The 19,985-nt window shown below is 39.9% G+C and carries 21 protein-coding genes; 5 read left to right on the top strand and 16 right to left on the bottom strand.

The window, feature by feature from the left end; genetic code table 11:
- The first annotated feature begins 49 nt into the window (after positions 1 to 49).
- A complete protein-coding gene (locus OB69_RS14100) occupies positions 50 to 1,183 on the top strand; it encodes a PQQ-dependent sugar dehydrogenase (protein WP_082338186.1) in 1,134 nt (377 codons plus the stop codon).
- Between the two features lie 25 nt (positions 1,184 to 1,208).
- Here the strand turns inward: OB69_RS14100 and OB69_RS14095 are convergent, their stop codons facing one another.
- From OB69_RS14095 to OB69_RS14035, 13 genes are all read right to left on the bottom strand, one after another.
- Positions 1,209 to 2,654, bottom strand: a complete 1,446-nt coding sequence (locus OB69_RS14095; protein WP_082338185.1) for a pyridoxal phosphate-dependent decarboxylase family protein — start codon at positions 2,652 to 2,654, stop codon at positions 1,209 to 1,211.
- A gap of 9 nt (positions 2,655 to 2,663) precedes the next feature.
- A complete protein-coding gene (locus tag OB69_RS14090) occupies positions 2,664 to 3,026 on the bottom strand; it encodes a cupredoxin domain-containing protein (protein ID WP_053224379.1) in 363 nt (120 codons plus the stop codon).
- Positions 3,027 to 3,104: 78 nt separating this feature from the next.
- A complete protein-coding gene (locus OB69_RS14085) occupies positions 3,105 to 3,644 on the bottom strand; it encodes a DUF4142 domain-containing protein (RefSeq protein ID WP_053224378.1) in 540 nt (179 codons plus the stop codon).
- A gap of 133 nt (positions 3,645 to 3,777) precedes the next feature.
- Positions 3,778 to 4,242, bottom strand: a complete 465-nt coding sequence (locus OB69_RS14080; RefSeq protein WP_053224377.1) for a hemerythrin domain-containing protein — start codon at positions 4,240 to 4,242, stop codon at positions 3,778 to 3,780.
- Between the two features lie 122 nt (positions 4,243 to 4,364).
- On the bottom strand, positions 4,365 to 5,090 hold the full coding sequence (ric, locus tag OB69_RS14075) for an iron-sulfur cluster repair di-iron protein (RefSeq protein ID WP_053224376.1): 726 nt from the start codon (positions 5,088 to 5,090) through the stop codon (positions 4,365 to 4,367).
- Positions 5,074 to 5,532 (bottom strand): hypothetical protein, encoded by a 459-nt coding sequence (locus OB69_RS14070; RefSeq protein WP_053224375.1) that lies wholly within the window; start codon positions 5,530 to 5,532, stop codon positions 5,074 to 5,076. The genes ric and OB69_RS14070 overlap by 17 nt, the downstream gene beginning before the upstream one ends.
- Positions 5,529 to 5,915: a group III truncated hemoglobin gene (locus tag OB69_RS14065; protein ID WP_053224374.1), complete on the bottom strand. Its 387-nt coding sequence runs from the start codon at positions 5,913 to 5,915 to the stop codon at positions 5,529 to 5,531. Before OB69_RS14065 ends, OB69_RS14070 begins: the two co-directional genes overlap by 4 nt.
- Positions 5,915 to 6,355, bottom strand: coding sequence for a cytochrome C (locus OB69_RS14060; RefSeq protein ID WP_245620824.1), 441 nt, complete (start codon positions 6,353 to 6,355; stop codon positions 5,915 to 5,917). The genes OB69_RS14065 and OB69_RS14060 overlap by 1 nt, the downstream gene beginning before the upstream one ends.
- The gene (locus OB69_RS14055) at positions 6,339 to 6,608 is read right to left on the bottom strand and encodes a hypothetical protein (RefSeq protein ID WP_053224373.1); all 270 of its coding nucleotides are present in this window, start codon (positions 6,606 to 6,608) and stop codon (positions 6,339 to 6,341) included. The genes OB69_RS14060 and OB69_RS14055 overlap by 17 nt, the downstream gene beginning before the upstream one ends.
- Positions 6,609 to 6,611: 3 nt before the next feature.
- Positions 6,612 to 7,622, bottom strand: coding sequence for a cbb3-type cytochrome c oxidase subunit II (locus OB69_RS14050; RefSeq protein ID WP_053224372.1), 1,011 nt, complete (start codon positions 7,620 to 7,622; stop codon positions 6,612 to 6,614).
- A gap of 6 nt (positions 7,623 to 7,628) precedes the next feature.
- Positions 7,629 to 9,434, bottom strand: a complete 1,806-nt coding sequence (locus OB69_RS14045) for a cbb3-type cytochrome c oxidase subunit I (RefSeq protein ID WP_053224371.1) — start codon at positions 9,432 to 9,434, stop codon at positions 7,629 to 7,631.
- Positions 9,435 to 9,477: 43 nt separating this feature from the next.
- On the bottom strand, positions 9,478 to 9,912 hold the full coding sequence (locus tag OB69_RS14040; RefSeq protein WP_053224370.1) for an RrF2 family transcriptional regulator: 435 nt from the start codon (positions 9,910 to 9,912) through the stop codon (positions 9,478 to 9,480).
- 177 nt (positions 9,913 to 10,089) lie between these two features.
- The gene (locus OB69_RS14035) at positions 10,090 to 10,503 is read right to left on the bottom strand and encodes a hypothetical protein (protein WP_053224369.1); all 414 of its coding nucleotides are present in this window, start codon (positions 10,501 to 10,503) and stop codon (positions 10,090 to 10,092) included.
- Positions 10,504 to 11,056: 553 nt separating this feature from the next.
- Here OB69_RS14035 and OB69_RS14030 point away from each other — a divergent pair.
- The 3 genes from OB69_RS14030 to OB69_RS14020 all read left to right on the top strand — a co-directional run bounded on the left by OB69_RS14030 (position 11,057) and on the right by OB69_RS14020 (position 16,538).
- The gene (locus tag OB69_RS14030) at positions 11,057 to 12,382 is read left to right on the top strand and encodes a hypothetical protein (protein WP_053224368.1); all 1,326 of its coding nucleotides are present in this window, start codon (positions 11,057 to 11,059) and stop codon (positions 12,380 to 12,382) included.
- Positions 12,383 to 12,577: 195 nt separating this feature from the next.
- Positions 12,578 to 15,733, top strand: coding sequence for a cytochrome c biogenesis protein (gene ccsA, locus OB69_RS14025; RefSeq protein ID WP_071426792.1), 3,156 nt, complete (start codon positions 12,578 to 12,580; stop codon positions 15,731 to 15,733).
- A 139-nt stretch (positions 15,734 to 15,872) separates the two neighbouring features.
- The gene (locus OB69_RS14020) at positions 15,873 to 16,538 is read left to right on the top strand and encodes an RNA polymerase sigma factor (RefSeq protein WP_053224409.1); all 666 of its coding nucleotides are present in this window, start codon (positions 15,873 to 15,875) and stop codon (positions 16,536 to 16,538) included.
- Positions 16,539 to 16,561: 23 nt separating this feature from the next.
- Here the strand turns inward: OB69_RS14020 and OB69_RS14015 are convergent, their stop codons facing one another.
- Complete coding sequence (locus OB69_RS14015) at positions 16,562 to 17,311, bottom strand: ABC transporter ATP-binding protein (protein WP_053224366.1); 750 nt, start codon at positions 17,309 to 17,311, stop codon at positions 16,562 to 16,564.
- The gene (locus OB69_RS14010; RefSeq protein WP_053224365.1) at positions 17,308 to 18,042 is read right to left on the bottom strand and encodes an MlaE family ABC transporter permease; all 735 of its coding nucleotides are present in this window, start codon (positions 18,040 to 18,042) and stop codon (positions 17,308 to 17,310) included. The genes OB69_RS14015 and OB69_RS14010 overlap by 4 nt, the downstream gene beginning before the upstream one ends.
- Before the next feature lie 154 nt (positions 18,043 to 18,196).
- Here OB69_RS14010 and OB69_RS14005 point away from each other — a divergent pair, with 154 nt between their 5' ends.
- Positions 18,197 to 18,904, top strand: coding sequence for an SDR family oxidoreductase (locus OB69_RS14005; protein ID WP_053224364.1), 708 nt, complete (start codon positions 18,197 to 18,199; stop codon positions 18,902 to 18,904).
- On the opposite strand, the gene OB69_RS14000 is transcribed toward OB69_RS14005, so the two are convergent.
- Complete coding sequence (locus tag OB69_RS14000; RefSeq protein ID WP_053224363.1) at positions 18,901 to 19,953, bottom strand: aromatic ring-hydroxylating oxygenase subunit alpha; 1,053 nt, start codon at positions 19,951 to 19,953, stop codon at positions 18,901 to 18,903. The two genes, OB69_RS14005 and OB69_RS14000, sit on opposite strands and share 4 nt — an antisense overlap.
- Positions 19,954 to 19,985 lie beyond the last annotated feature (32 nt).

Raw genomic sequence — 19,985 nt, 5'->3', positions numbered from 1 at the left:
CAAAACAAAATACCCTATTTTTAACGTTGTAAGCATAAAACAAATAGCTATGTCCTTTATTAAACCTCTTTTCGCACTTGCAATTTTCTTTACGCTTTCATGTGATGCTCAAACCACCAGCGGGCCACTTGAAATCACTGAATCCACTCAAGCCAGTGATTTAGTGCCCGAGTTGGTAACAGACGAACTAAGTAATCCATGGGGGATGGCTTTTCTTCCTGACGGTAAAATATTGGTTACTGAGAAAGCAGGAACTATTGTATTGATTGAGAATGGGAAGGTGATAAATAAGGAAGTTTCAGGAGGGCCTCAAAGTACAACAAGAGGACAAGGTGGACTTTTGGATATCGAGCTTCATCCTGATTTTGAATCGAATAAATGGGTTTACTTTACTTTTGCCAGTGCAGAAGGTGAGGGTGACGGAGCAATGACTGCCCTTTCAAGAGCAAAATGGAACGGCTCGTCATTTGATAATCACGAAGTGCTTTATAAAGGTTCACCTAACACAAGAGCAGGCCAGCATTTCGGAAGTAGAATAGCCTTTGATGCTCAAAATCATGTTTACTTTTCGATTGGAGACCGTGGTAATCGGGATGTAAACCCTCAAGATATTACGCGTGACGGAGGGAAGGTCTATCGATTAAATGATGACGGTTCAATTCCTTCAGACAACCCTTTTGTGAATACGGCTAACGCAAAAACAGCGATTTACTCTTACGGACATAGAAACCCTCAAGGTTTGGCCACGAACCCAGCAACTGGCGATATTTGGGAACATGAACATGGCCCACAAGGTGGTGATGAGGTAAATATCATTGGAAAGGGAAAGAATTACGGTTGGCCAGTGATTACCTATGGTGAAAACTATGGAGGTGGTGCTATCACCGACAAAACGGCTATGGAAGGAATGCAGCAGCCCGTAACTTATTGGGTGCCGTCAATTGCCCCTTGCGGAATGGCCTTTGTTCAGAATGCGAAATACGCTGGGTGGGATGGCGATTTGATTGTGGGTTCATTGAAGTTCAGTTATTTGGTGCGTTGCGTAATCGAAAACGATAAAGTGGTAAGACAAGAAAAAATTGCCGAAGGCATTGGTCGTGTGCGTAATGTAGAAATGGGCAACGATGGCTATTTGTATGTTGGTGTAGAAGGAAAAGGACTTTATAGATTGGTGCAGAAGTAAGGCTCACCAAAATCTACTTTTCAATTCATAGTTGCTTTTCGATAATCTCCAAAAGCAGATCAATATCCTTTTTATGGGTTCTGAATGAAAGCACAGCTACGCGCATGTAGAATTGGCCATTGAGCGTGGTGGAAGAAATGAAAATTCTTCCGTCTTGGTGTATGGCTTTGACAATGGCTGCATTGAATTCATTGGCATCTTTATCCTTGGGTAGGTACCTGAAAATTACTGTTGAAAGTACTGGCGCTGGGCCAACCTCAAAACCCATTGCTTTAATCTGGGTATAGAAATATTGCGCCAATTCCATTTTCTCTTCCAAACAAGCCTTAAATGGAGCAATACCATGAAGCTTAAGCGGTAACCACATACGCATCCCCCTAAAATGCTTGCTCAATTCTGGAGAAAGCTCAGCTGGCGACATTTCATCCCGATGCATTTTGGTGTCCTGCATGTAATTGGCTTCGTAGCTATTGGCCGCTGCCAAATGCTCAATGTTTTTGATCAAAACAATGCCAGAACCATAAGGAAGAAACAAACCTTTATGTGGGTCGAGAATAACTGAATCAGCTTTTTCAATGCCGCTCATTATTTCTTTTCCTTGTTTTGTCAATTGGAAAAAACCGCCATAGGCAGCATCTACATGAAACCATAAATCATGCTCTTCGGCAATACTAGCAATGGCGTTGAGCGGATCAACTGCGCCAACATCTGTAGAACCTGCATTGGCAATGACCAAAAAGGGCTGAAGACCTTGTTCTTTATCTTCAAGTACTTGAGCGTTTAGTTTTTCTGGAATAATTCGATAATCTTCATCCAAATCAATAATGCGCAAGATGCACTCGCCCAAACCACAAAGTTTAATAGCTTTTTGCAAACTATGATGCGTTTGCTGGCTGGTATAGATTACCGTTGATTCAAGGTCTTTCCCCTTTAGTTTTTTAGCCTCTCTCGCTGTCGAAATAGCGATGAGGTTAGCAATGCTTCCGCCCGAAGTTAAATTACCTCCAAAGTGACTCGTATAGCCAATCAGCTTTCCTGCCCAATCGATCAGCGCATTCTCCATGCGCACTGCTCCCGGAGAAGCATAAAATACACCTGCATAACGATTGGAAACCGCGGCCAGATAATCGCCCAAAGCCGATTCGTAAATTCCGCCACCGGGTATATAACCCAAATGACCTCCAGAAGCTGGGTTCAGGCCGGGTTTATCTACTCTTTCGCCAATAAAAGGGAGAATATCTTCAATAAGATGGTTCTGCTCGTCAATATCAAAGAAAGAGTCTCCATCTTCTTTTCCGTAGCTATCAAATTCGTAAGCCTTTCTATTTTCAAGGCTATTCAAAAAGTCTTCTGCATATTCAATTACCGATTTCTGTAAAGAAAGTCTTTGGTCTGCGTTGGTCTCTAAAGCTGTCGACAAACTTTCAGATTTATGATGTTGAGCAGAAGATTGATCTTTCCTATTATCCATTGACTGGTGTTATTTCTTAACTCTGATTTTTCCTTTCATAATTACGTGAAGTGTACAGTAGTAATCTGCATCTTCCTTTGCAACCATACTCCATGAACTTCCTTTTTTCATAAGGGAAGATGACCATTTTTTTGTTTTTTCTTCGGTTACATCGTGATCAACATAATCATTGTTAATAAAGGTAATGGTATCGCCTTTATTGACCTCAATATAATCCGGAATAAACTTTAATTGCTTGATTTCAATAATGTGTTTTTGAGATTTTTGTATTCTTATAGAAGATTCTATAGCCTGATTTTCTGCGATTTGAGCAGGAGATGAGGTAAAGAACAACAATATAAAGCTGATGAATGAAATCGGAATAGTTTTCATAATAATTATAAAAATTGAATGATGAATGGGGTAAAAGGGCCTCTAAAAAATGAGGCCCTTTTTGAACAGAAAGCAACTCTACTTGAAAGATTTTTGAACCATTTCCGCATGTTTAAGGTGCGTTTCTAATGCAGGCACAATGGCTTGAAGAAATTCTCTAAGTTCAGTGTTGCTTGATTGCTTGATCAAGATGCCGTTAACTGCATCAATTACGGCTTTGTGGTAGGCTACTTCGTTGTCGATATATGCTTTGTCGAAGTCTTTTGCACTTTTACTTTTGAGCATTTTCTCTGTTGTTTTAGCACCGTCCATGAGCGATTTGCTAACGGCATTATCCTGTGGAGTTACACCAAGCTTTGTTACCAAAGTAGTAGCTTGTTCAATTACTGATTTGTGATCACGGATCATGGTTTCAGCAAAATTAACAACCTCTTTGTTTTTGGATTTTTTCTTGGCTATCTCGGCATAACTAATGTCGATCTGGTTGGCAACAACCCCTACGTGGGCAATTTCAGCATCATTTAGTTTAGGCGCTTCTTGCCCCAAAAGGGAAGCTGAAATCAGGAAGGAAGTAGCTGTTAAAAACAGCTTAACTTTTGATTTTACATGTTTTTTCATAGCGTTTACTATTCTGTTTAATTTATTTCCTATTGGATACAGAACAGCGCCATTCGTTACAAATTGGTTGATAAATCAATCGGATAATTTGATCTTAAAATACGTAGTGAAATAGAGGGGCTAGAATAGGCAACTACAACCAAAAAGGATCTTCATTATTTTCCTTGAATGTAACTGAATCATGCATTTCGGTCATTTGCGCTAGTTGCTCAGAAGTTGCTATGTCTTGAATTTCAGGAAAAAGTACCCGCTCTTCAAAGCGGATGTGCCTTTCCAATTCCTCTTCAATTCTGCTGAGATTGCGGGCAATGTCTTCCTTATCTTCAAAAAGCCGAGCAAGTCTTCTGTGCTCCGCCATAGCCTTTTTAATGTGCTCATGTTCTTCACCCAAAATGGGAAAGATGAATTTCTCCTCATCTGAAAAATGAGGAATGAGATGGGTTTTATAAAACCAGTCAGCATAAGTCTTTATCCTCATTGGATCAACCTTAGAAAGAAATCCCTTCCGTATTTTCCAACAGAGCAATAAGCCATGATGGTGTTCGCGACTGAAGGGCTGAAGTGCTTTGTGTCGTTTAAGGGGTTTTCTTTCTTCCATAGTTTTTCTTTTTAGTAAAGAGAAATAACCCTGCGATTTCTATACTGAAATTACAGGGCTAGCTAGGATCAACTCTAAGAACGAATAAAAGGGTCCTGTTTATTCATTCTGCCAAGCGTAACTTATGCAGTTAATTTCTTCTCTAAGGCTACGGCTTTAGGGAAGAGAATGTTGTTCTCTAAGTGAATATGAAGGTGTAAATCATCTTCAAACTCTTTTAAAAGAGAAAAGGCCACTTTATAAGTATTACAAGCATCAGCTGGTGGTGTGTATTGGTTGCTTAATTTGCTAATCTGACGAAAACGTTCTCCTTCAGTGTCGTGTTCGTGCATCATTGCCTGTACGGGGTTGTTTACAGTGCCAAAATGTGGAGGGTGTGCTTTAATATCTTCACTTTGGGAATTCACCATTTTTCTAACAAAAGGGAAGAGCATGAGTTCTTCTTTTTTCATGTGCATAGCCAATTCACCAGCAGATGCATTGAAAAGTGATTCTATTTCTAATAATTCAGGGTGGTTTTTGCCGTGAACACTACTTATTTTATTCAAGTACTGTTTTATTACGGGCATTTTCTCTTCTACATAGCGATGGTGCTTTTTCTCAATGTAGTCTGCTAGTAAATCAATTGGCCAAAGTTTGTAGTCATTTCCTCCAGCGTGTACTCTGGTAATCGCTGAATTGAGTTTATCCATGAGCTCGTCTTGATTGATGTTTTTTTCTTCGCATGCCACATCTATACTACGGTTGCCATTGCAACAGAAATCAATTCCATAAGATTCGAATACTGCCGCGGCACGGTAATCTTCAGCTACAATTTCACCAATGGTTTTTTCAATAAGATTTTCCATAATCTGTTTTTTTAAATTGTGTAATACCATAAATAAGTAAGCATATCACCTTAATAACTTCTGCCCCAGCGTAATAGAAATGGAGGTTAGAAGCAGGTGGTATAATGTCTTCAATGTACATTTCGGCTCTAGCGTCAAGCGCAGGTAAAAGCCAAAGTGTTTGAATGAATAGGAGTAAGAGTGGGAGTAAGAAGGCTACGGTTTTTGTACTCAATAAGGGTGCTTTATGAATGACAAGCTGTATGCCTATTGCAATGGCGAATACCCATTCCACTTTGTTTAGTGCACCAAAAACTAATCGGCCAATGCCCAAACCTAAGGAAAGCGTAATGCCTGGAGCTTGAAATTTCAACCAAGCTTCCATAAAGCTAATCGCGCAAACAAAGCCTATCCATAAGAAGACAGAAACTACTGCGATTGGCGATTTTACTTGTATTGTCATAACAAAGGTTTTGAGTCTCGTTCTTTATAATATTCGATTTTGAATAAGAACATTTCGGCCATTTTTTGAGCACGCCATTTGGCTTCATCAGCTTTCTCGCCCTCAAAAAGTTCATCTATGGTGCCATAGAATAACTCAATCCATCGCTCGAAGTGCTTTGCATCTATGGGCAGGTGAGCATGCGGTGCAAAAGGACTTCCGTAATAGGTGTGTTCACCCAACAGAATGGTTTGCCAAAAGCGGTACATTTTCTCTAAATGCTGTGGCCATTTATTTTTAATCACACCATTGAATATATCGGCCAGTAGTTCGTCATTCCTCACCTTATCATAAAAGGTGTCTACTAATAATTTGATGTCGGATATGCTTAAGATTTCTTTCATTAAAAGAATGATTTATATAAGTCTGGATTCCAGTTCATTATTAAATAGAAGAGGCCAAAAGCCACAAAAGAGATCACCAAAGCCCATACCCAAGCTGGTATAGCCTTAGGCGTTTCAGAGCCTTTAATAATAAACTGATCTTCTATTTCGCTACCATAAGCGTTAATGGTGATGGACACTTGAGTGTCGACCACCTCGTTTTTTCGCAAGCCAACCACGGCTATTTCAGGGCCATTCCTTACTTCAAAAGGAATGGTTTTTACTCCTTCAACACCATTGCTGGATTTGGCTACTATTTTTAGTTTATGTTGACCATCAGGTATTTTGGTCGTGTCCATGGTAAACTTCACTGGAGGTTTAAATTCTCCGAACGGAACTGTTTCTTCATCCAGAAACACCTTTATAATTCGTTGGTCTTCCATTTTATCCGAAGTATTCATGGGTTACAATATTTTTAATGTGATGAGGGTCTGCTTTCTCTGGTTTTACCAAATACTTAATGCTGTAGAAAAACGTGAGGCTTACAATGATTACAGCAGACCATATGATGATATAATCGAGCGTGCCATTTGGACCAGCGCCATGCGTAATTTCAGCCAGAGCCTTAGGTTGTTTTTCCTTACACAGCTCACAGGCATTTACCATTTGTTGAGCGATGAAGGTTAACATGAAAATTAAACTTAGCTTTCTCATTTCTTATGGGTTTTGTTGGTTGACCATGTCTCTTATTTTCTTCACGTCTTCAGCCGAAAGGGTAGAGGCATTATTGCCCCAGCTGGTTCGCTCATGGTTGGCAATGGCAGCTATTTCTTCATTGCTCAATTGATCAGCAAATGGTGGCATTTGAGCAAACTCACTGCGTGCATCATAGCCCATAAGAATTACCTTGACCATCATTTCTGGACTGGGGTCAGTTACAATTGGGCTTCCCACTAAAGAAGGGAAAGCACCTTGAATTCCTTCACCGTTGGCTTGGTGACAGGCTGCGCAAACATTTGCATACAGTTTAGCACCATCAGGAAGCAATGCTTGGTTAGGGTCGGTAGCGCTTGTGGTCACCACTTCTTTTTTGTTTTGGGGAATAAAGGTAGGGCTGCTGCCAGGCATTTCTGTTTGTTTTAGAGACTGTAGATAGGCCACCAGTTGCAGAGCTTTGGTGGAGGCCACAATCTTTGTGTTGGGCTTATTAAAGAAAGGACTGCCCACAGGTACAACCACATCTTCTGGAGTGACTTTATCGGTAGCTTTTTCTTCGAATAACCACGGGTATGACGGCATGATGGATTCCTTTACCACAGAACGTGGGTTATAAAGGTGCATCAGGTGCCAATCTTTAACAGGTTGCCGTTTTCCGATATTGGTGAGGTCGGGGCCAGTGCGTTCACTGCCCAATAGTGAGGGTGATTGCCGCCACACATCCAGACGTTGTTTACTAAAGTAGTAATCCGAGGGCATTGAAGGACGATCGCCCCAAACGTTGTCCATTTCAATGCTTCTCACTTGCTGGGTATGGCAGGCAACACAGCCTTCAGCAATATAGAGCCTGAGCCCTTCTTGCTCCATTTCCGTAAAGGCCATTTGATCGGGTAGTGGTGCTGTTTTCTGCATTTGAGATGCAGGCAATACCGCAATCAACAGACTGAGTGTCAAGAAGCCAGCTATGGCCATATTGACAAGTATTTTATGATTTTTATGAAAGTTGAACATTTCGTTTTATGCAGTTATAGTTTCTAGTTGCTTCAATTTCAGGGGTTTTACTACAGGCTCTTTTTTTGCCATATAGTAAAAATTATAAGCGAAAATGAGGTGGGAAAGGAACATGAGTGAACCGCCTACTGCGCGCCATACCCAATAAGGTTGCATCAAAATAACAGAGTCGATAAATGCATTTCCTTCTAACCAACTCAGCCCTCTTAGAGTACCACCAGCCATTAATGAAATGGTGTAAGCGAAAAGTCCAATGAAGGCCATCCAGAAATGTGCTCCCACAAAAATCTGTGGCGGTTCCTTTCCTGTCAACTTTGGAAGAAGCGTATAAATACAAGCCCAAAGAATGAATGAAATAATACCGTACATGGTCATGTGCGAATGCGCCACATTAAAATCGGTGAAATGCCAGATGTAATTGGTGAACCTAAAGGCCTGGAAGCTGCCTTGTGTAGAACCCACAAAGTAATAGATTACACCTACTAAAAAGAAGGGCAATACATAACTTTTCGAAATATGGCTCCAACTGCCTTTCATGGTCATTAGAAAGTTAGTAGTGCCAGAAACTACGGGAATGAACATGCCTGCGCTGAATACAATCGCCACCGTTTGTAGCCACCAAGGCAAAGGGCTAAACACAAAGTGGTGAGTGCCAATTAGTGTATAAAACAGCATTTGCGTCCAAAATGCGAGCACCCCTAGGGAGTATGAGTAAATGGGTTTGTTAAGGGCTGAAGGAAGGTAGTAATAAATAAGCCCCAAGGTAAAAGTCATGAACCACATACCTACACCTTGGTGCATGTAGTAACCTTGAATAATGGTTTCTCCCAAGCCGTTTTGATAGCTGGGAATGTAAGCGATAATGGTCAGAATGATCGTCCAGGCCAAAGAGGCGAGAATAAACCAGTTAGAAATGTAGATTTCAGAAATCTTTCTTTGCGCTACCGTTTTATAGAAGTTGCGGAATGTGATGATGAGGCCAATGGCGAAAAGGGCCATGACTGGCCAAATGTATTCTCTGTATTCACCACCGCCATTATTAATGCCTGTCATTAAACAGATATTTCCTAAAAACACAGAAAGGTTAATAAGTACCCAAGCATGCCAAGCATACTTATAGCTATAAATGATAGTGTTGGAAGTACGAGCAATTACAAAATAGCCCAAGCCAATCATAGACAAGGAAGCCCAGCCCCAAAAAACGGTGTTTGTGTGTACAGGTCTTAAACGGCCAAAGGATAGCCATGAAACACTATCGAGCTCTGGCCAAATGAACTTCATGCCCAAGTATTGACCTATGAGTGTGCCGAATACTAGCCAGAATACTGAGGCCCCTACATACCAAAGAACGATCTTTCTAAGTGGGGCTGGGGTATCAAAACCTAGTGTTGTCTTTTTTTTTTCGTCAAAGAAAGGGTTGTTCGTCTCGTGACTAATCTCCCTGAGCAGTCCTTTATCGTCAGTAGCGGCTACATCGCTTGCTAGTTCATTGCCTATGAGTTTGTAGGCTAAGGCTGCTTTTCGTTTGGCTAGTATTTCGTCAATTTCATTATCATCTAGCTTGATCAGGTCTTCATTAAAGGCCAAGTCCTTCTTTACTATTTGTTGGTGACGGTAGTTACCAATGAGACTAGAAAGCTTGGCCATTAAAATGATGATGGCAACAACCAACACAATAACAATGAGTACAATAGTTCCGATTACACCTGGGCTACTGAGCCAATTAGGTGCGTCCATTGTTTCATTTTGCGCTTTTAGTGCGAAAGTAGGAAGCAAGAGTAATGCTGTGGTAAATAGATAATTTCGTTTCATTACAAGATATTAATACCTTTATATCCTTTATTTTGATAAATATTTAGCGTTTCAAATAAGTCAAACCCGTTTCTAAACTGGTGGCCAATTCAAAAAGGCTTGTATTTTCAAGCATTTTCCTCAATTCATTTCTTATGCTGGTGAACTTATCGTGAACAGGGCAGGGTTCGTTGGCATTGCACACCTTTAAACCTAAACCGCATCCTTTGTAAATACTGTCACCATCAAGAGCATTCACAATTTGGCTAAGCTTTATCGAATCAATTTCATCTTTAGCAATTTCGAAACCACCATTAGGGCCTTTTATTGAATTGATTATTTTTGCTCTGGCCAACTGCTGCAAAACTTTAGCAGTGAATGCTTCCGGAGAATCTATTTCCGCAGTAATGTCTTTCAAACTCGCACGTTCCTCGTTAAGAGATTTCTGTGCGATGTAAATCACTGCTCGAATTCCGTATTCACATGCTTTTGAGAACATAGTTGACTTATTTTCTGTCCAAAGATAAGTCAGGTTTTTAATTCGGACAAATTTATCCGAATTATTTATTATGATTTTATTATTATTCATTCCATTCTCTGCAAATATGTGGGGGATATATATTCAGCCCTTAATACAAAGCCATTTAGCTTTTATTGAGGGCTGAGGTTACTTGACTTATTCGCTCCGTTTTTCGCCTTTGCCGTGGGCTAAAATTATCCGAGTGATTCTCGCCAATGAAAACACACTAATGGCCATTACAATATCGCGTACGGCAACGTCCAGATGACTGCCAGTGAGCAATAGGCTTAACGCAATTAGAACAAGCCAAGCAGCGACTACATAACTGCCCATTTCTGTTTTGGTCAATACCAAAATACCAGCACCTATTTCTACTATGCCCACAATTATCATAAAAGTGGAAGCGCTAAAAGGTAGCATGTCAACCATACCAGTTGATAGATATTGGGTCCAATCTGTTAGTAGATTTAAAAACTTGTCTGCTCCGGCAGCAATGGGTACTAAGCCAAAAGTGAACTTAATCAAGTTGTGGATTTTGAAAATTTCTTTAATGTCTCCTGAATTTCTCATAAGTTTTTTAGTATTTAATTTCCCTTTAGATCATCGATTCACAATTCGGTTACAAAATTTGTAACCCAACCAAGGCCTCTGCATCCAATGTTGGATTTTAGAATATTTCAGAAGAATCAATTGGAACTTGGTTGAAGCCTTATAAAGAGTATTTGTATAGGAAGATTGAGTTGTTGGATATCTTATGAATAGGTAGGGGAGTTGCAAAAGTCATCGACTGTTGAATATGTAGTGATTTCAAGTGGTTAATTCCCAGCTATTTGAAAAAAAATGATGATTAGTTTGTAACAGGATCAGACCCTTTGTATCAAATACTCAATGTTGCGATCCAACTCAGTTGATTGTTTAATTGTGCCGAAGACCTTATATGGTCTTATCACCTCAATTATCCTATTTCTGTGTTCTATAATCTGCGGGAAGCATAAGGCCAGATATTGATTGCGTTTGATGTCTTGACCCAGAATTTTAAATGTTCGATATCGGTCTTGCGTCCCGTTCAGGAAGATTGCTTTTATCCAAATCCTTGAAATATAATATGTAAACCCTAATTCCTATGAAAAAAAATATTTTAGCACTTGGCGTTTTAATCGCTGTCTTCTTTCTCAGCCTAGTTGGTTGTAATGATGATATTGAAATTAGAACCGAAACAATTACAGCGGTTGATACGCTGTTTCTAGATCCAGTATTGGTATCGCAGGGTAGAGAAACATTTAGATATAATACTTTCGGAGATGAGGCTTTTTGGAGTGGTGTACTTCATATTGATAAAGCTATTTTAGGAGAAAGCAATGGAGGGTATGGAGCAGGAGTGAGTCCGGCCACGGCATTGTCCGTTGGGTTAAAAGTGGACTCAGAGGCACTTCCTGAAGAAGTTGTTAGTGCAATTCAGGCAGGTCAAATTGATTTACAAGACCCGGCCAGCACATTGGCATTATTGAAGTTAGATGCCGTTGTTGGCGTGAAAGGCAACTTCAATGAGGCTGGTGATATGACTTCTGTGGGGATTACTTGTGCACTTTGTCACTCTACCGTAGATGATTCTTTCACTGAAGGAATTGGAAAGCGATTAGATGGATACCCAAATAGAGACTTGAATGTTGGAGTTATTATTTCTTTGACTGATAATGCAAAATTTTTGGCGGATTTACTTCATGTCGATGTGCCTACGGTGGATGCTGTTCTTAAAGGCTGGGGGCCTGGTAAATTTAACGCAGGTCTGATGGTAGATGGGAAAGCACTGAAACCTGACGGCACTATTGCCGCCAATTTGTTACCTGCTGCTTATGGTTTACAGGGGGTTAATTTGGCCACATATACGGGTTGGGGTGATATGGTGTATTGGAATGCATTTGTTGCCAATTTAGAAATGCACGGTAAAGGTAACTTTACTGATGCGCGTCTTAATGATCCGGTGAGATTCCCTATTGCGGCTGAGAATAACTTTGGCAATGTGGTAAATGACCCTGATTTAATTACACCAGAGTTAGCCGCTCTTCAAGCTTATCAATTGTCTTTAGATGCTCCGAAGCCCCCTGTGGGTAGCTATGACTCACAAGCCGCTGAGCGTGGAAAAGTGTTGTTTAATGGTGTTGCCGAATGTGCTACCTGCCATATTTCTCCAATATTTACAGATGCTGGTTATAACTTACATAGTGCCGAAGAAATAGGAATCGATGATTTTGAGGCCATGAGATCTCCTACTGGTCAATACAGAACTACTCCGTTGAGAGGTCTATTTGCTAGAATGAAAGGTGGGTTTTATCACGATGGCAGATTCGAAACTTTAGATGATGTAATTAATCATTATGATAGCCATTTCAACTTAGGCTTGTCTAATCAAGATAAGAATGACCTGATAGAATATTTAAAATCAATTTGAGTTAGAGTGTGTTTAAGGCATTGAGAGTTTGAGGATACGGGGCTGAAGGGGGCACTTTCCTCAGCTCTCTCTTGCCTAGATTACCCGTTATATTATCAGGAGTAATGATGGTCTGTCATGCTCTTACTTGTTATAACCCACCAAATTTGCTATCAAGTTCTTCCATAATAATACCTTAAGAAATCACGATTCTTTATGTTGAATACATTAATCACCTATTTAAAATCGACAAGGTTGATGGGGGTATTGTTTCTTGCTTTTGCTACTGCCATGGGTATAGGAACGTTTATTGAAAATAAACATGGCACCAATGCTGCTCGAATTCTGATTTATGAAGCATGGTGGTTTGAGGCAATATTGATGCTGTTTGTGGTCAATTTTGTAGCTAACATTAAGGTTTATCGCTTGAGTCGTAAGTCCAAGTGGCCCGTTTTAACCATACATTTGGCTCTTGTTGTCATAATTGTGGGCGCTACAATTACCCGCTACACAGGCACTGAGGGCTTAATGTCGATTAGAGAACAAGCCGTGAGTGATGAAATTATCTCGGATGAAACACAGCTTAAGGTAATTATAGAAGCCCTTTCCGACTCAGTTAAGGAACGCCAGATTATTGAAAAATCTCTATTGTTGTCTCAGTATACACAGCGCCACAATGATTTTTCCATTCATACGGATTTAGCGAACAAGGAAATTCAAATAGATTATGCGGATTTTATTTCTTCAGCGTCAGAAGTGTTTCAAGCAAATAATTCAGGATATCTGTTCCTCAAGCTTGTTCTATTGGTGGAGGCTGAACGTCAAGATTTTTACCTCAAAGAAGGAGAGGCTAGATTACTCAATGGCCGGACTTATTCATTTAATAAGCCTACCGAGAATGCTATTAATTTTGAATTGACTGGGGATGGTTTGGTGATTACTGCTCCCTTGGATGGATTTGTTTCTCAAATGACTTCTGACGATTCGTATGAAATTCACAAAGGGACTAAAAATGAATTTCGACTAAAATCTTTTTATACTATTGAAGAGCAGCAATTTGTGGTTCCGGAACTTCCGCAAAGAGGCGAAGTTAGCTTAGAATCTAATAGTGGAAACATGAATGAGGTTTTAGATGACGCCCTTATCTTGAACGTAAAAATCGATTCGGTTCAAAAGGAAATTATAGTTTTTGGGAGTGAGAAGAAGATAGGTAAACCTGAGTTGGTCATTATTAATGGAATGCAACTTACGGTATCCTATGGTAGCGAGATGCTCAAGCTACCATTTAAACTGGGATTGAAAGACTTTAGGGCTGAAAAATATCCAGGAACTACCAATAGTTATTCTGCTTTCGAGAGTGAAATCGTGGTGATCGATGATCAGAGTAGTTTCGACTATGATATCTTCATGAATCATGTTTTAGACTACAAAGGCTATCGTTTTTTTCAAGCCTCATTTCACCCAGATGAAAAGGGGACGATTTTATCGGTCAATCATGATTTTTATGGAACATGGGTTACCTATATAGGATACTTCGTTCTTTATTTAGGTTTACTACTTATTTTATTCGATAAGCGCTCTCATTTCTCTAAAGTTGCTGGTAAACTGAAGAAGCTTAATTCCAGCATATGCCTGATTGTTGTTTTGCTAGTAGTATCTGATTTAAAAGCTCGAGCTCAAGAACAGCCTTTGTCTACAATGTTAGTTCGAGAAAAAATTGATTCATTGGTGTTCAGTAAGCCTGTACCTGAGAAACAAGCTTTAGCATTTGGCCATTTGCTTGTTCAGGATTGGAACGGGCGAATGAAACCTATGAACACCTATAGCTCAGAAATTTTGAGGAAGGTGAGCAAGAGTAACACTTATCAAGGTCTGAATTCTGACCAAGTGCTTATTTCAATTTTAGAACGACCACAGCTTTGGTATAATGTTCCGTTGATTTATTTAAAACGGGGGAATAGCACACTTAGGACTAAGCTTGGCGTGGCTTCTGATGCTACTCATATTTCGCTTGCTGAGTTTTTTGAACGGAATGGTGATTACAAGATTCAAAACGAAGTTGATAATGCTTATAAATCAATCGTCCCAAATCAATTTGATAAAGATTATATGGAGGTTGACAAGAGAGTCAACTTAATGTACAACGCTCTATTGGGGAGTCAATTAAGAATATTCCCAGTGCCAGGCGAGAAGAATAATAAATGGATTTCATCGAATGAGCTTTCTGGTTTCTCTGTATCGAAAAACGATTCATTGTTTATACAACATTCGATTCCATTATACATCTCTGGCATGTTGGAAGCTGAAAGATCGAATGACTATGCTGAGGCAGATCTTATTTTAGAAAAGATAAAGAAATTTCAGGCGAAATATGGTGGTGATGTACTTCCTAGTCCCTCGAAAGTAAATGCAGAAGTACTTTACAATAAATATGATGTGTTTAGAAAACTCTATACTTGGTATACCTATGTGGGGGGGCTATTATTGATACTGTCTATTATATTCATGCTAACTAGGGGCAGGAAATTAGAATGGCCACTAAAAGCAGTTCGCTTTTTAGTTTATGCTTGCTTTATACTTCACAGTGTAGGGTTAATCGGTAGGGCTTATATATCGGGCCATGCTCCCTGGAGTGATGCATATGAAACAATAATTTATATTAGTTGGGCAACGATGCTCTTTGGAATAATCTTAGGGAGAAAGTCGGATTTAGCCTTGTCTGCTACTACATTTGTGTCCGCAATAATTCTTATGGTGGCGCACTGGAATTGGCTTGATCCCGCAATAGCCAATTTACAACCCGTTTTGAATTCCTACTGGCTAATGATTCATGTAGCAATTATAGTAGCAAGTTATGGCCCTTTTACCTTAGGCATGGTCTTGGGCTTATTGAGCCTTATTTTGATGATTTTTTTAAAACAATCGAACTCAAAGGATTTGATAGTGAATATAAAAAAATTAGTACTGACTACAGAGTTGAGTTTAACCGTGGGTTTGGTAATGCTTACAATTGGTAATTTTTTAGGAGGACAATGGGCAAATGAAAGCTGGGGAAGATATTGGGCTTGGGATCCCAAAGAGACTTGGGCGCTGATCAGTATAATGCTTTATGCTTTTATTATTCACATGCGCCTCATTCCTAAACTCCGTAGTGAATGGCTGTTTTCTTTAGTGAGTGTAATAGCTTTCTATTCTATTTTAATGACCTATTTCGGTGTTAATTTTTATTTATCGGGACTTCATTCTTATGCCAAAGGAGATAATATAGTAACACCTGATTTTGTCTATTATTCTTTACTGTTCATTGGCGTAGTCTCTTTTTGGGCCTATCTGAAATACAAGAAGTACTGGTTTAAACTTGGGTTGTCTTAACCGTTGAGCTCAAATTTTTGAATTGTTAATGTATTGAAATCGCCTTCTGAGTCTTGGTTGGCGTGGTCAGGAACGGTTTGGTTATAAATTTTGTAACCAAATGGAAGTGTCGTTATCTAATGTTCAAACCTCACTAAAAATGGAAGCGATTAAATTGAATGACATTACCATTGGAAAAATGTCGGATTCGGAAATCATCAGGAGAGTATTGGGTGGTGAAAAGGAACTCTTTGAGATACTGATGCGCAGATATAATCAAACACTCTATCGTGTGATTAGGAGCTATATGACTGTTGAAGGTGATGTAGAAGATGCTATGCAAGAGGCCTACCTTAAAGCTTATGAAAAGTTAGATCAGTTTAAAGGTACAGCCGCTTTTTCTACTTGGTTGGTAAGAATTGGAATGAATGAGGCGCTACAAAAGATTAGAAAGAACAAACGGATATTTTTTATTGACGAACACGCGGAAGCGTCTGGTCGAATTTTTCTACTCCCAGATAACGGACAAATGAATCCTGAAAAGAACGTAATTAAACACGAAACCCGATTGATGGTGGAGAAGTCCATTGACCAATTGCCAGAGAAATACAGGGTGATTTTTATGCTGCATCAAGTGGAGGGCATGAATAATACCGAGATTTCAGCTGCGCTCGATTTAACCGAAAGCAATGTAAAAGTAAGGTTGTATAGGGCGAAGAAGATGCTGAAAGAAGAATTGTTTAAGCAATCCGTAGATGTATCAGCTTTTGAATTCGGGAACTGCCGTTGCGATAGAATTGTACAGTTTGTTATGGATCGTATTTAGTCTAGGCTGTAGGCCAACCTAGACTATTGATCCCTAAACTTGCGCATCATTTTGTTGGCAAATACGAACTCGTCAAGTTCTTGAACACCAGAATGCATAATGTCATCACTATTGCCTTCCCAAAGTTTGTGGCTATTGCTAAGGAACATAATGTATTCGCCAATCTCCATTACTGAGTTCATGTCATGAGTTACAATCACGGTGGTGATTTGGTATTCCTCCGTAATTTCCGCTAGTAAACGGTCTATTTTGATCGAAGTAATTGGGTCGAGTCCAGAATTAGGTTCGTCACAAAACAGGTATTGAGAGCTGTTTACGATGGCCCTAGCAATACCCACTCTTTTTTGCATGCCACCACTAATTTCTGAAGGCATTCGCTTATTGGTGTTTTCTAACTTTACCCGTTTCAGACAAAAATTTACTCTATCGAGTTTTTCATCTTCGGGCATTTTGGTTAGAATATCTAATGGAAATTTCACATTCTGCTCTACAGTCATTGAATCGAAAAGCGCACCTCCTTGAAAAAGCATTCCTATTTCTCTTCGAATGTCGGTTTTTAGGTCTCTGTGGGCGTTAATAAAATCTCTTCCATCGTAAAGAATGTCTCCTGAATCAGGTTTGAAAAGGCCAACGATATTCTTAAGCATTACACTTTTTCCCGACCCACTTGCACCAATGATCAGGTTCGTCTTTCCCTTCTCAAATTTCACACTGATGTCATTTAAGACCACCTTATCATCGAAAGACTTTACTAAATTCTTAACTTCTATCATCTTACTAAAAGTAATTGAGCGAGAATGAAATCACTGAACAAAATGGCGATACAGCTTACAGTTACCGCGCGTGTACTGGCCTGACCTACTTCTAATGCACCGCCTTTGGTAAAAAAGCCCATATAGGAAGAAATGGATGAGACTAGAAAGCCAAAAACAACAGATTTTATTAATGCGAAAGAAACAGTGAATTGATTGAAGTCCATTTTGAGTCCCATAAAGTAGTCGGCTGTAGAAACTACACCACCAAATTTAGCAGCCAAGAATCCTCCTAAAATTGCCAATACTCCAGCTAGAATTACGAGCAGCGGATACATAATAAGCGTGCCTACTATTTTAGGAAGTACCAAATAGGAAGAAGAGTTAATTCCCATAACTTCAAGCGCGTCAATTTGCTCTGTAATTCGCATGGTACCAAGGTTTCCTGCAATGCTAGACCCAACTTTACCAGCGAAAATGATAGCGGTAATTGTTGGAGCCAATTCCAAAATCGTTAAATCTCGAACCACAAGCCCTACAACACTATCGGGAATAAGTGGGTTAACAAGGTTGTATGCCGTTTGAAGGGTAGATACTGCTCCGATAAAAAGCGAAACCAAACCTACCAAAACGATACTGTTGATACCCACCAACATACACTCGTCAAGGGTTAATTTAACATAGGTTTTGAACGACTCACGATTTTTGAAAAGAGAGCTTATAAACAATAAGTATTTGCCGAGACTCTTCATTAAAAAAGCATTTCCATCAGGGTGATTAAATTAACAGGGTGGTAAAATAACAAAACTTGAGGCAAAAGATTCGGCTTGGGCCATCTTAATTGAACAAATTGATCTAATTTCAAGTCGTTGGTAAAACGTAAAAATCTGAAACAATTATTCAAACATGAAAAAACTGGCAGTAATTACCGGAGGAACTAAGGGAATTGGCAGAGCTACCATTGAGAAATTTGCCAAAGAAGGCTTCGATATTATGACTTGCGCGCGAAACCAAGAAGACCTGAAACAGCTCAAGAAAGAGGTAAATGAGGCTTTCCCTAAAATTGAGATTCACACAATCCAGGCAGATTTATCAAAAAAACAGGAGGTGCTTAAATTCGCTGAGATGATTATATCCTTTGATCGCCCCGTGGATCTGCTTTTGAATAATACAGGCACTTTTATTCCGGGCAGTGTACATAATGAAGACGATGGAAATATAGAAATGATGATTGAAACGAATCTTTACAGCGCTTATCACCTTACACGGGCATTGATTTCTGGGATGATGGAACGCAAATCGGGTCATGTTTTTACCACGGGCTCAATTGCAGGAATTCAGGCTTATGCCAATGGTGGTAGCTATTCTATTTCCAAATTTGCCTTACTGGGTTTTACAAAAGCTTTGCGTGAGGAAATGAAACCTCATGGAGTACGGGTTACTTCTATATTGGCTGGCGCAACCTATACGCCAAGCTGGGAAGGAGCGGGACTTCCAGAAGAACGATTTATGAAGGCTTCAGATGTTGCTGATGCTATTTATGCTGCTCATGCCTTGTCGCCCAATACTGTGGTGGAGGAGATCATCCTTCGTCCGCAATTGGGAGATATTTAAGTCTGCCACTGTAAAGTTTGTGGCTTGATTGGGTTTTCGAAAGGGGTTTTCTCTTCTTGGCATTTTTCGTAACGTGTTCGAATGGCATTATACCACTTGGCCTGCATGTCAGGGTCGCCCATGAGCATCAGTGGAGGGTTGTTTTGAAGGCCTTCCTTTAGCTTTTCAAACACATCTACATCCTGCTGAATAAAGGTGTTGGCAAAGCGATAGAAGATAGGTTTTAGGTATTTGAACCAACCGATGTCCGTGTAAATAAATTGAATCAATTCCGTCTGGTTTTCATTTACAGGAGTCAGGGCCGTCATGATCACGATATCATTTTCACCCACTTTAATATGCTCAATTCTGATGCCTGGTAACTGAAAACTGATTTCCGTAGTCTGCTCTTTTTTTAGAATTTTATAAGCCGCTGAGTTCTTAGAAGGTTCATGCCGCACCATCTTAAAACCCAGGTGTGAAGGCGCAAAATTCTTTGTCTTGAGCTTGAGGTTGGTCTTTTTTCTAAAGAACCAAGATTGATGCACAAAAGGAACGTGTGCAGGATCAATCAAGCCAATCACCGAATGATCGAGGCTGCAAGACATCGGTTTTGCAGTCACAAAATCGAAATTGGCTTCTTCTTTTAAAGGAAACTGAGGGAAAAGACTTTCGTCCATGTCCTCAGGCTTGCGCATGTCTTTGGGTAAGTAAATCAGTACAATGCCATGCACTTCGCGCAGCGGATAATAAGGCGCTCTTACCTTAGTTACATCTAGTTTAGAAGAAGGAGGGAGCGTTGGTATTTTAGAACAAGTGCCGTCTGTTTTAAACCTCCAGCCATGATAGCAGCATTCAATTTCGCAGCCGTCAAAAGTGCCATAAGTTAATGGAATGCCACGGTGTGGACATTGGTTGCGAAGCGCGAAAACCTTCCCTTGTTCATCTCTGCCCAAAAGAATTTTCTCACTGTCTATTTCCTTCTCAATGGTCTTCCCATTTTTCAAAAGGCTACCATGACAGGCTACGTACCAAATGTTTCGTAAATTTTTTGACTTTGCTGTACTCATTATATCAAATCTGCACCCACAAACATAATGAT

The organism is Roseivirga seohaensis subsp. aquiponti (genome assembly GCF_001267955.1).
Classification (GTDB): domain Bacteria; phylum Bacteroidota; class Bacteroidia; order Cytophagales; family Cyclobacteriaceae; genus Roseivirga; species Roseivirga seohaensis.
Note: the sequence above shows the minus strand (reverse complement) of the source record. Positions and strands in the feature narration are given on the sequence as shown.

Coding starts and splice junctions, on each gene's coding strand:
- OB69_RS14045 (WP_053224371.1), bottom strand. CDS start 9,434: ATGAAACGAAATTATCTATTTACCACAGCATTACTCTTGCTTCCTACT.
- OB69_RS14040 (WP_053224370.1), bottom strand. CDS start 9,912: ATGTTCTCAAAAGCATGTGAATACGGAATTCGAGCAGTGATTTACATC.
- OB69_RS14060 (WP_245620824.1), bottom strand. CDS start 6,355: ATGAATACTTCGGATAAAATGGAAGACCAACGAATTATAAAGGTGTTT.
- OB69_RS14080 (WP_053224377.1), bottom strand. CDS start 4,242: ATGGAAGAAAGAAAACCCCTTAAACGACACAAAGCACTTCAGCCCTTC.
- OB69_RS14085 (WP_053224378.1), bottom strand. CDS start 3,644: ATGAAAAAACATGTAAAATCAAAAGTTAAGCTGTTTTTAACAGCTACT.
- OB69_RS14070 (WP_053224375.1), bottom strand. CDS start 5,532: ATGACAATACAAGTAAAATCGCCAATCGCAGTAGTTTCTGTCTTCTTA.
- OB69_RS14035 (WP_053224369.1), bottom strand. CDS start 10,503: ATGAGAAATTCAGGAGACATTAAAGAAATTTTCAAAATCCACAACTTG.
- OB69_RS14020 (WP_053224409.1), top strand. CDS start 15,873: ATGGAAGCGATTAAATTGAATGACATTACCATTGGAAAAATGTCGGAT.
- OB69_RS14005 (WP_053224364.1), top strand. CDS start 18,197: ATGAAAAAACTGGCAGTAATTACCGGAGGAACTAAGGGAATTGGCAGA.
- ric (WP_053224376.1), bottom strand. CDS start 5,090: ATGGAAAATCTTATTGAAAAAACCATTGGTGAAATTGTAGCTGAAGAT.
- OB69_RS14100 (WP_082338186.1), top strand. CDS start 50: ATGTCCTTTATTAAACCTCTTTTCGCACTTGCAATTTTCTTTACGCTT.
- OB69_RS14015 (WP_053224366.1), bottom strand. CDS start 17,311: ATGATAGAAGTTAAGAATTTAGTAAAGTCTTTCGATGATAAGGTGGTC.
- OB69_RS14090 (WP_053224379.1), bottom strand. CDS start 3,026: ATGAAAACTATTCCGATTTCATTCATCAGCTTTATATTGTTGTTCTTT.
- OB69_RS14065 (WP_053224374.1), bottom strand. CDS start 5,915: ATGAAAGAAATCTTAAGCATATCCGACATCAAATTATTAGTAGACACC.
- OB69_RS14095 (WP_082338185.1), bottom strand. CDS start 2,654: ATGGATAATAGGAAAGATCAATCTTCTGCTCAACATCATAAATCTGAA.
- OB69_RS14030 (WP_053224368.1), top strand. CDS start 11,057: ATGAAAAAAAATATTTTAGCACTTGGCGTTTTAATCGCTGTCTTCTTT.
- ccsA (WP_071426792.1), top strand. CDS start 12,578: ATGTTGAATACATTAATCACCTATTTAAAATCGACAAGGTTGATGGGG.
- OB69_RS14010 (WP_053224365.1), bottom strand. CDS start 18,042: ATGAAGAGTCTCGGCAAATACTTATTGTTTATAAGCTCTCTTTTCAAA.
- OB69_RS14050 (WP_053224372.1), bottom strand. CDS start 7,622: ATGTTCAACTTTCATAAAAATCATAAAATACTTGTCAATATGGCCATA.
- OB69_RS14055 (WP_053224373.1), bottom strand. CDS start 6,608: ATGAGAAAGCTAAGTTTAATTTTCATGTTAACCTTCATCGCTCAACAA.
- OB69_RS14000 (WP_053224363.1), bottom strand. CDS start 19,953: ATGAGTACAGCAAAGTCAAAAAATTTACGAAACATTTGGTACGTAGCC.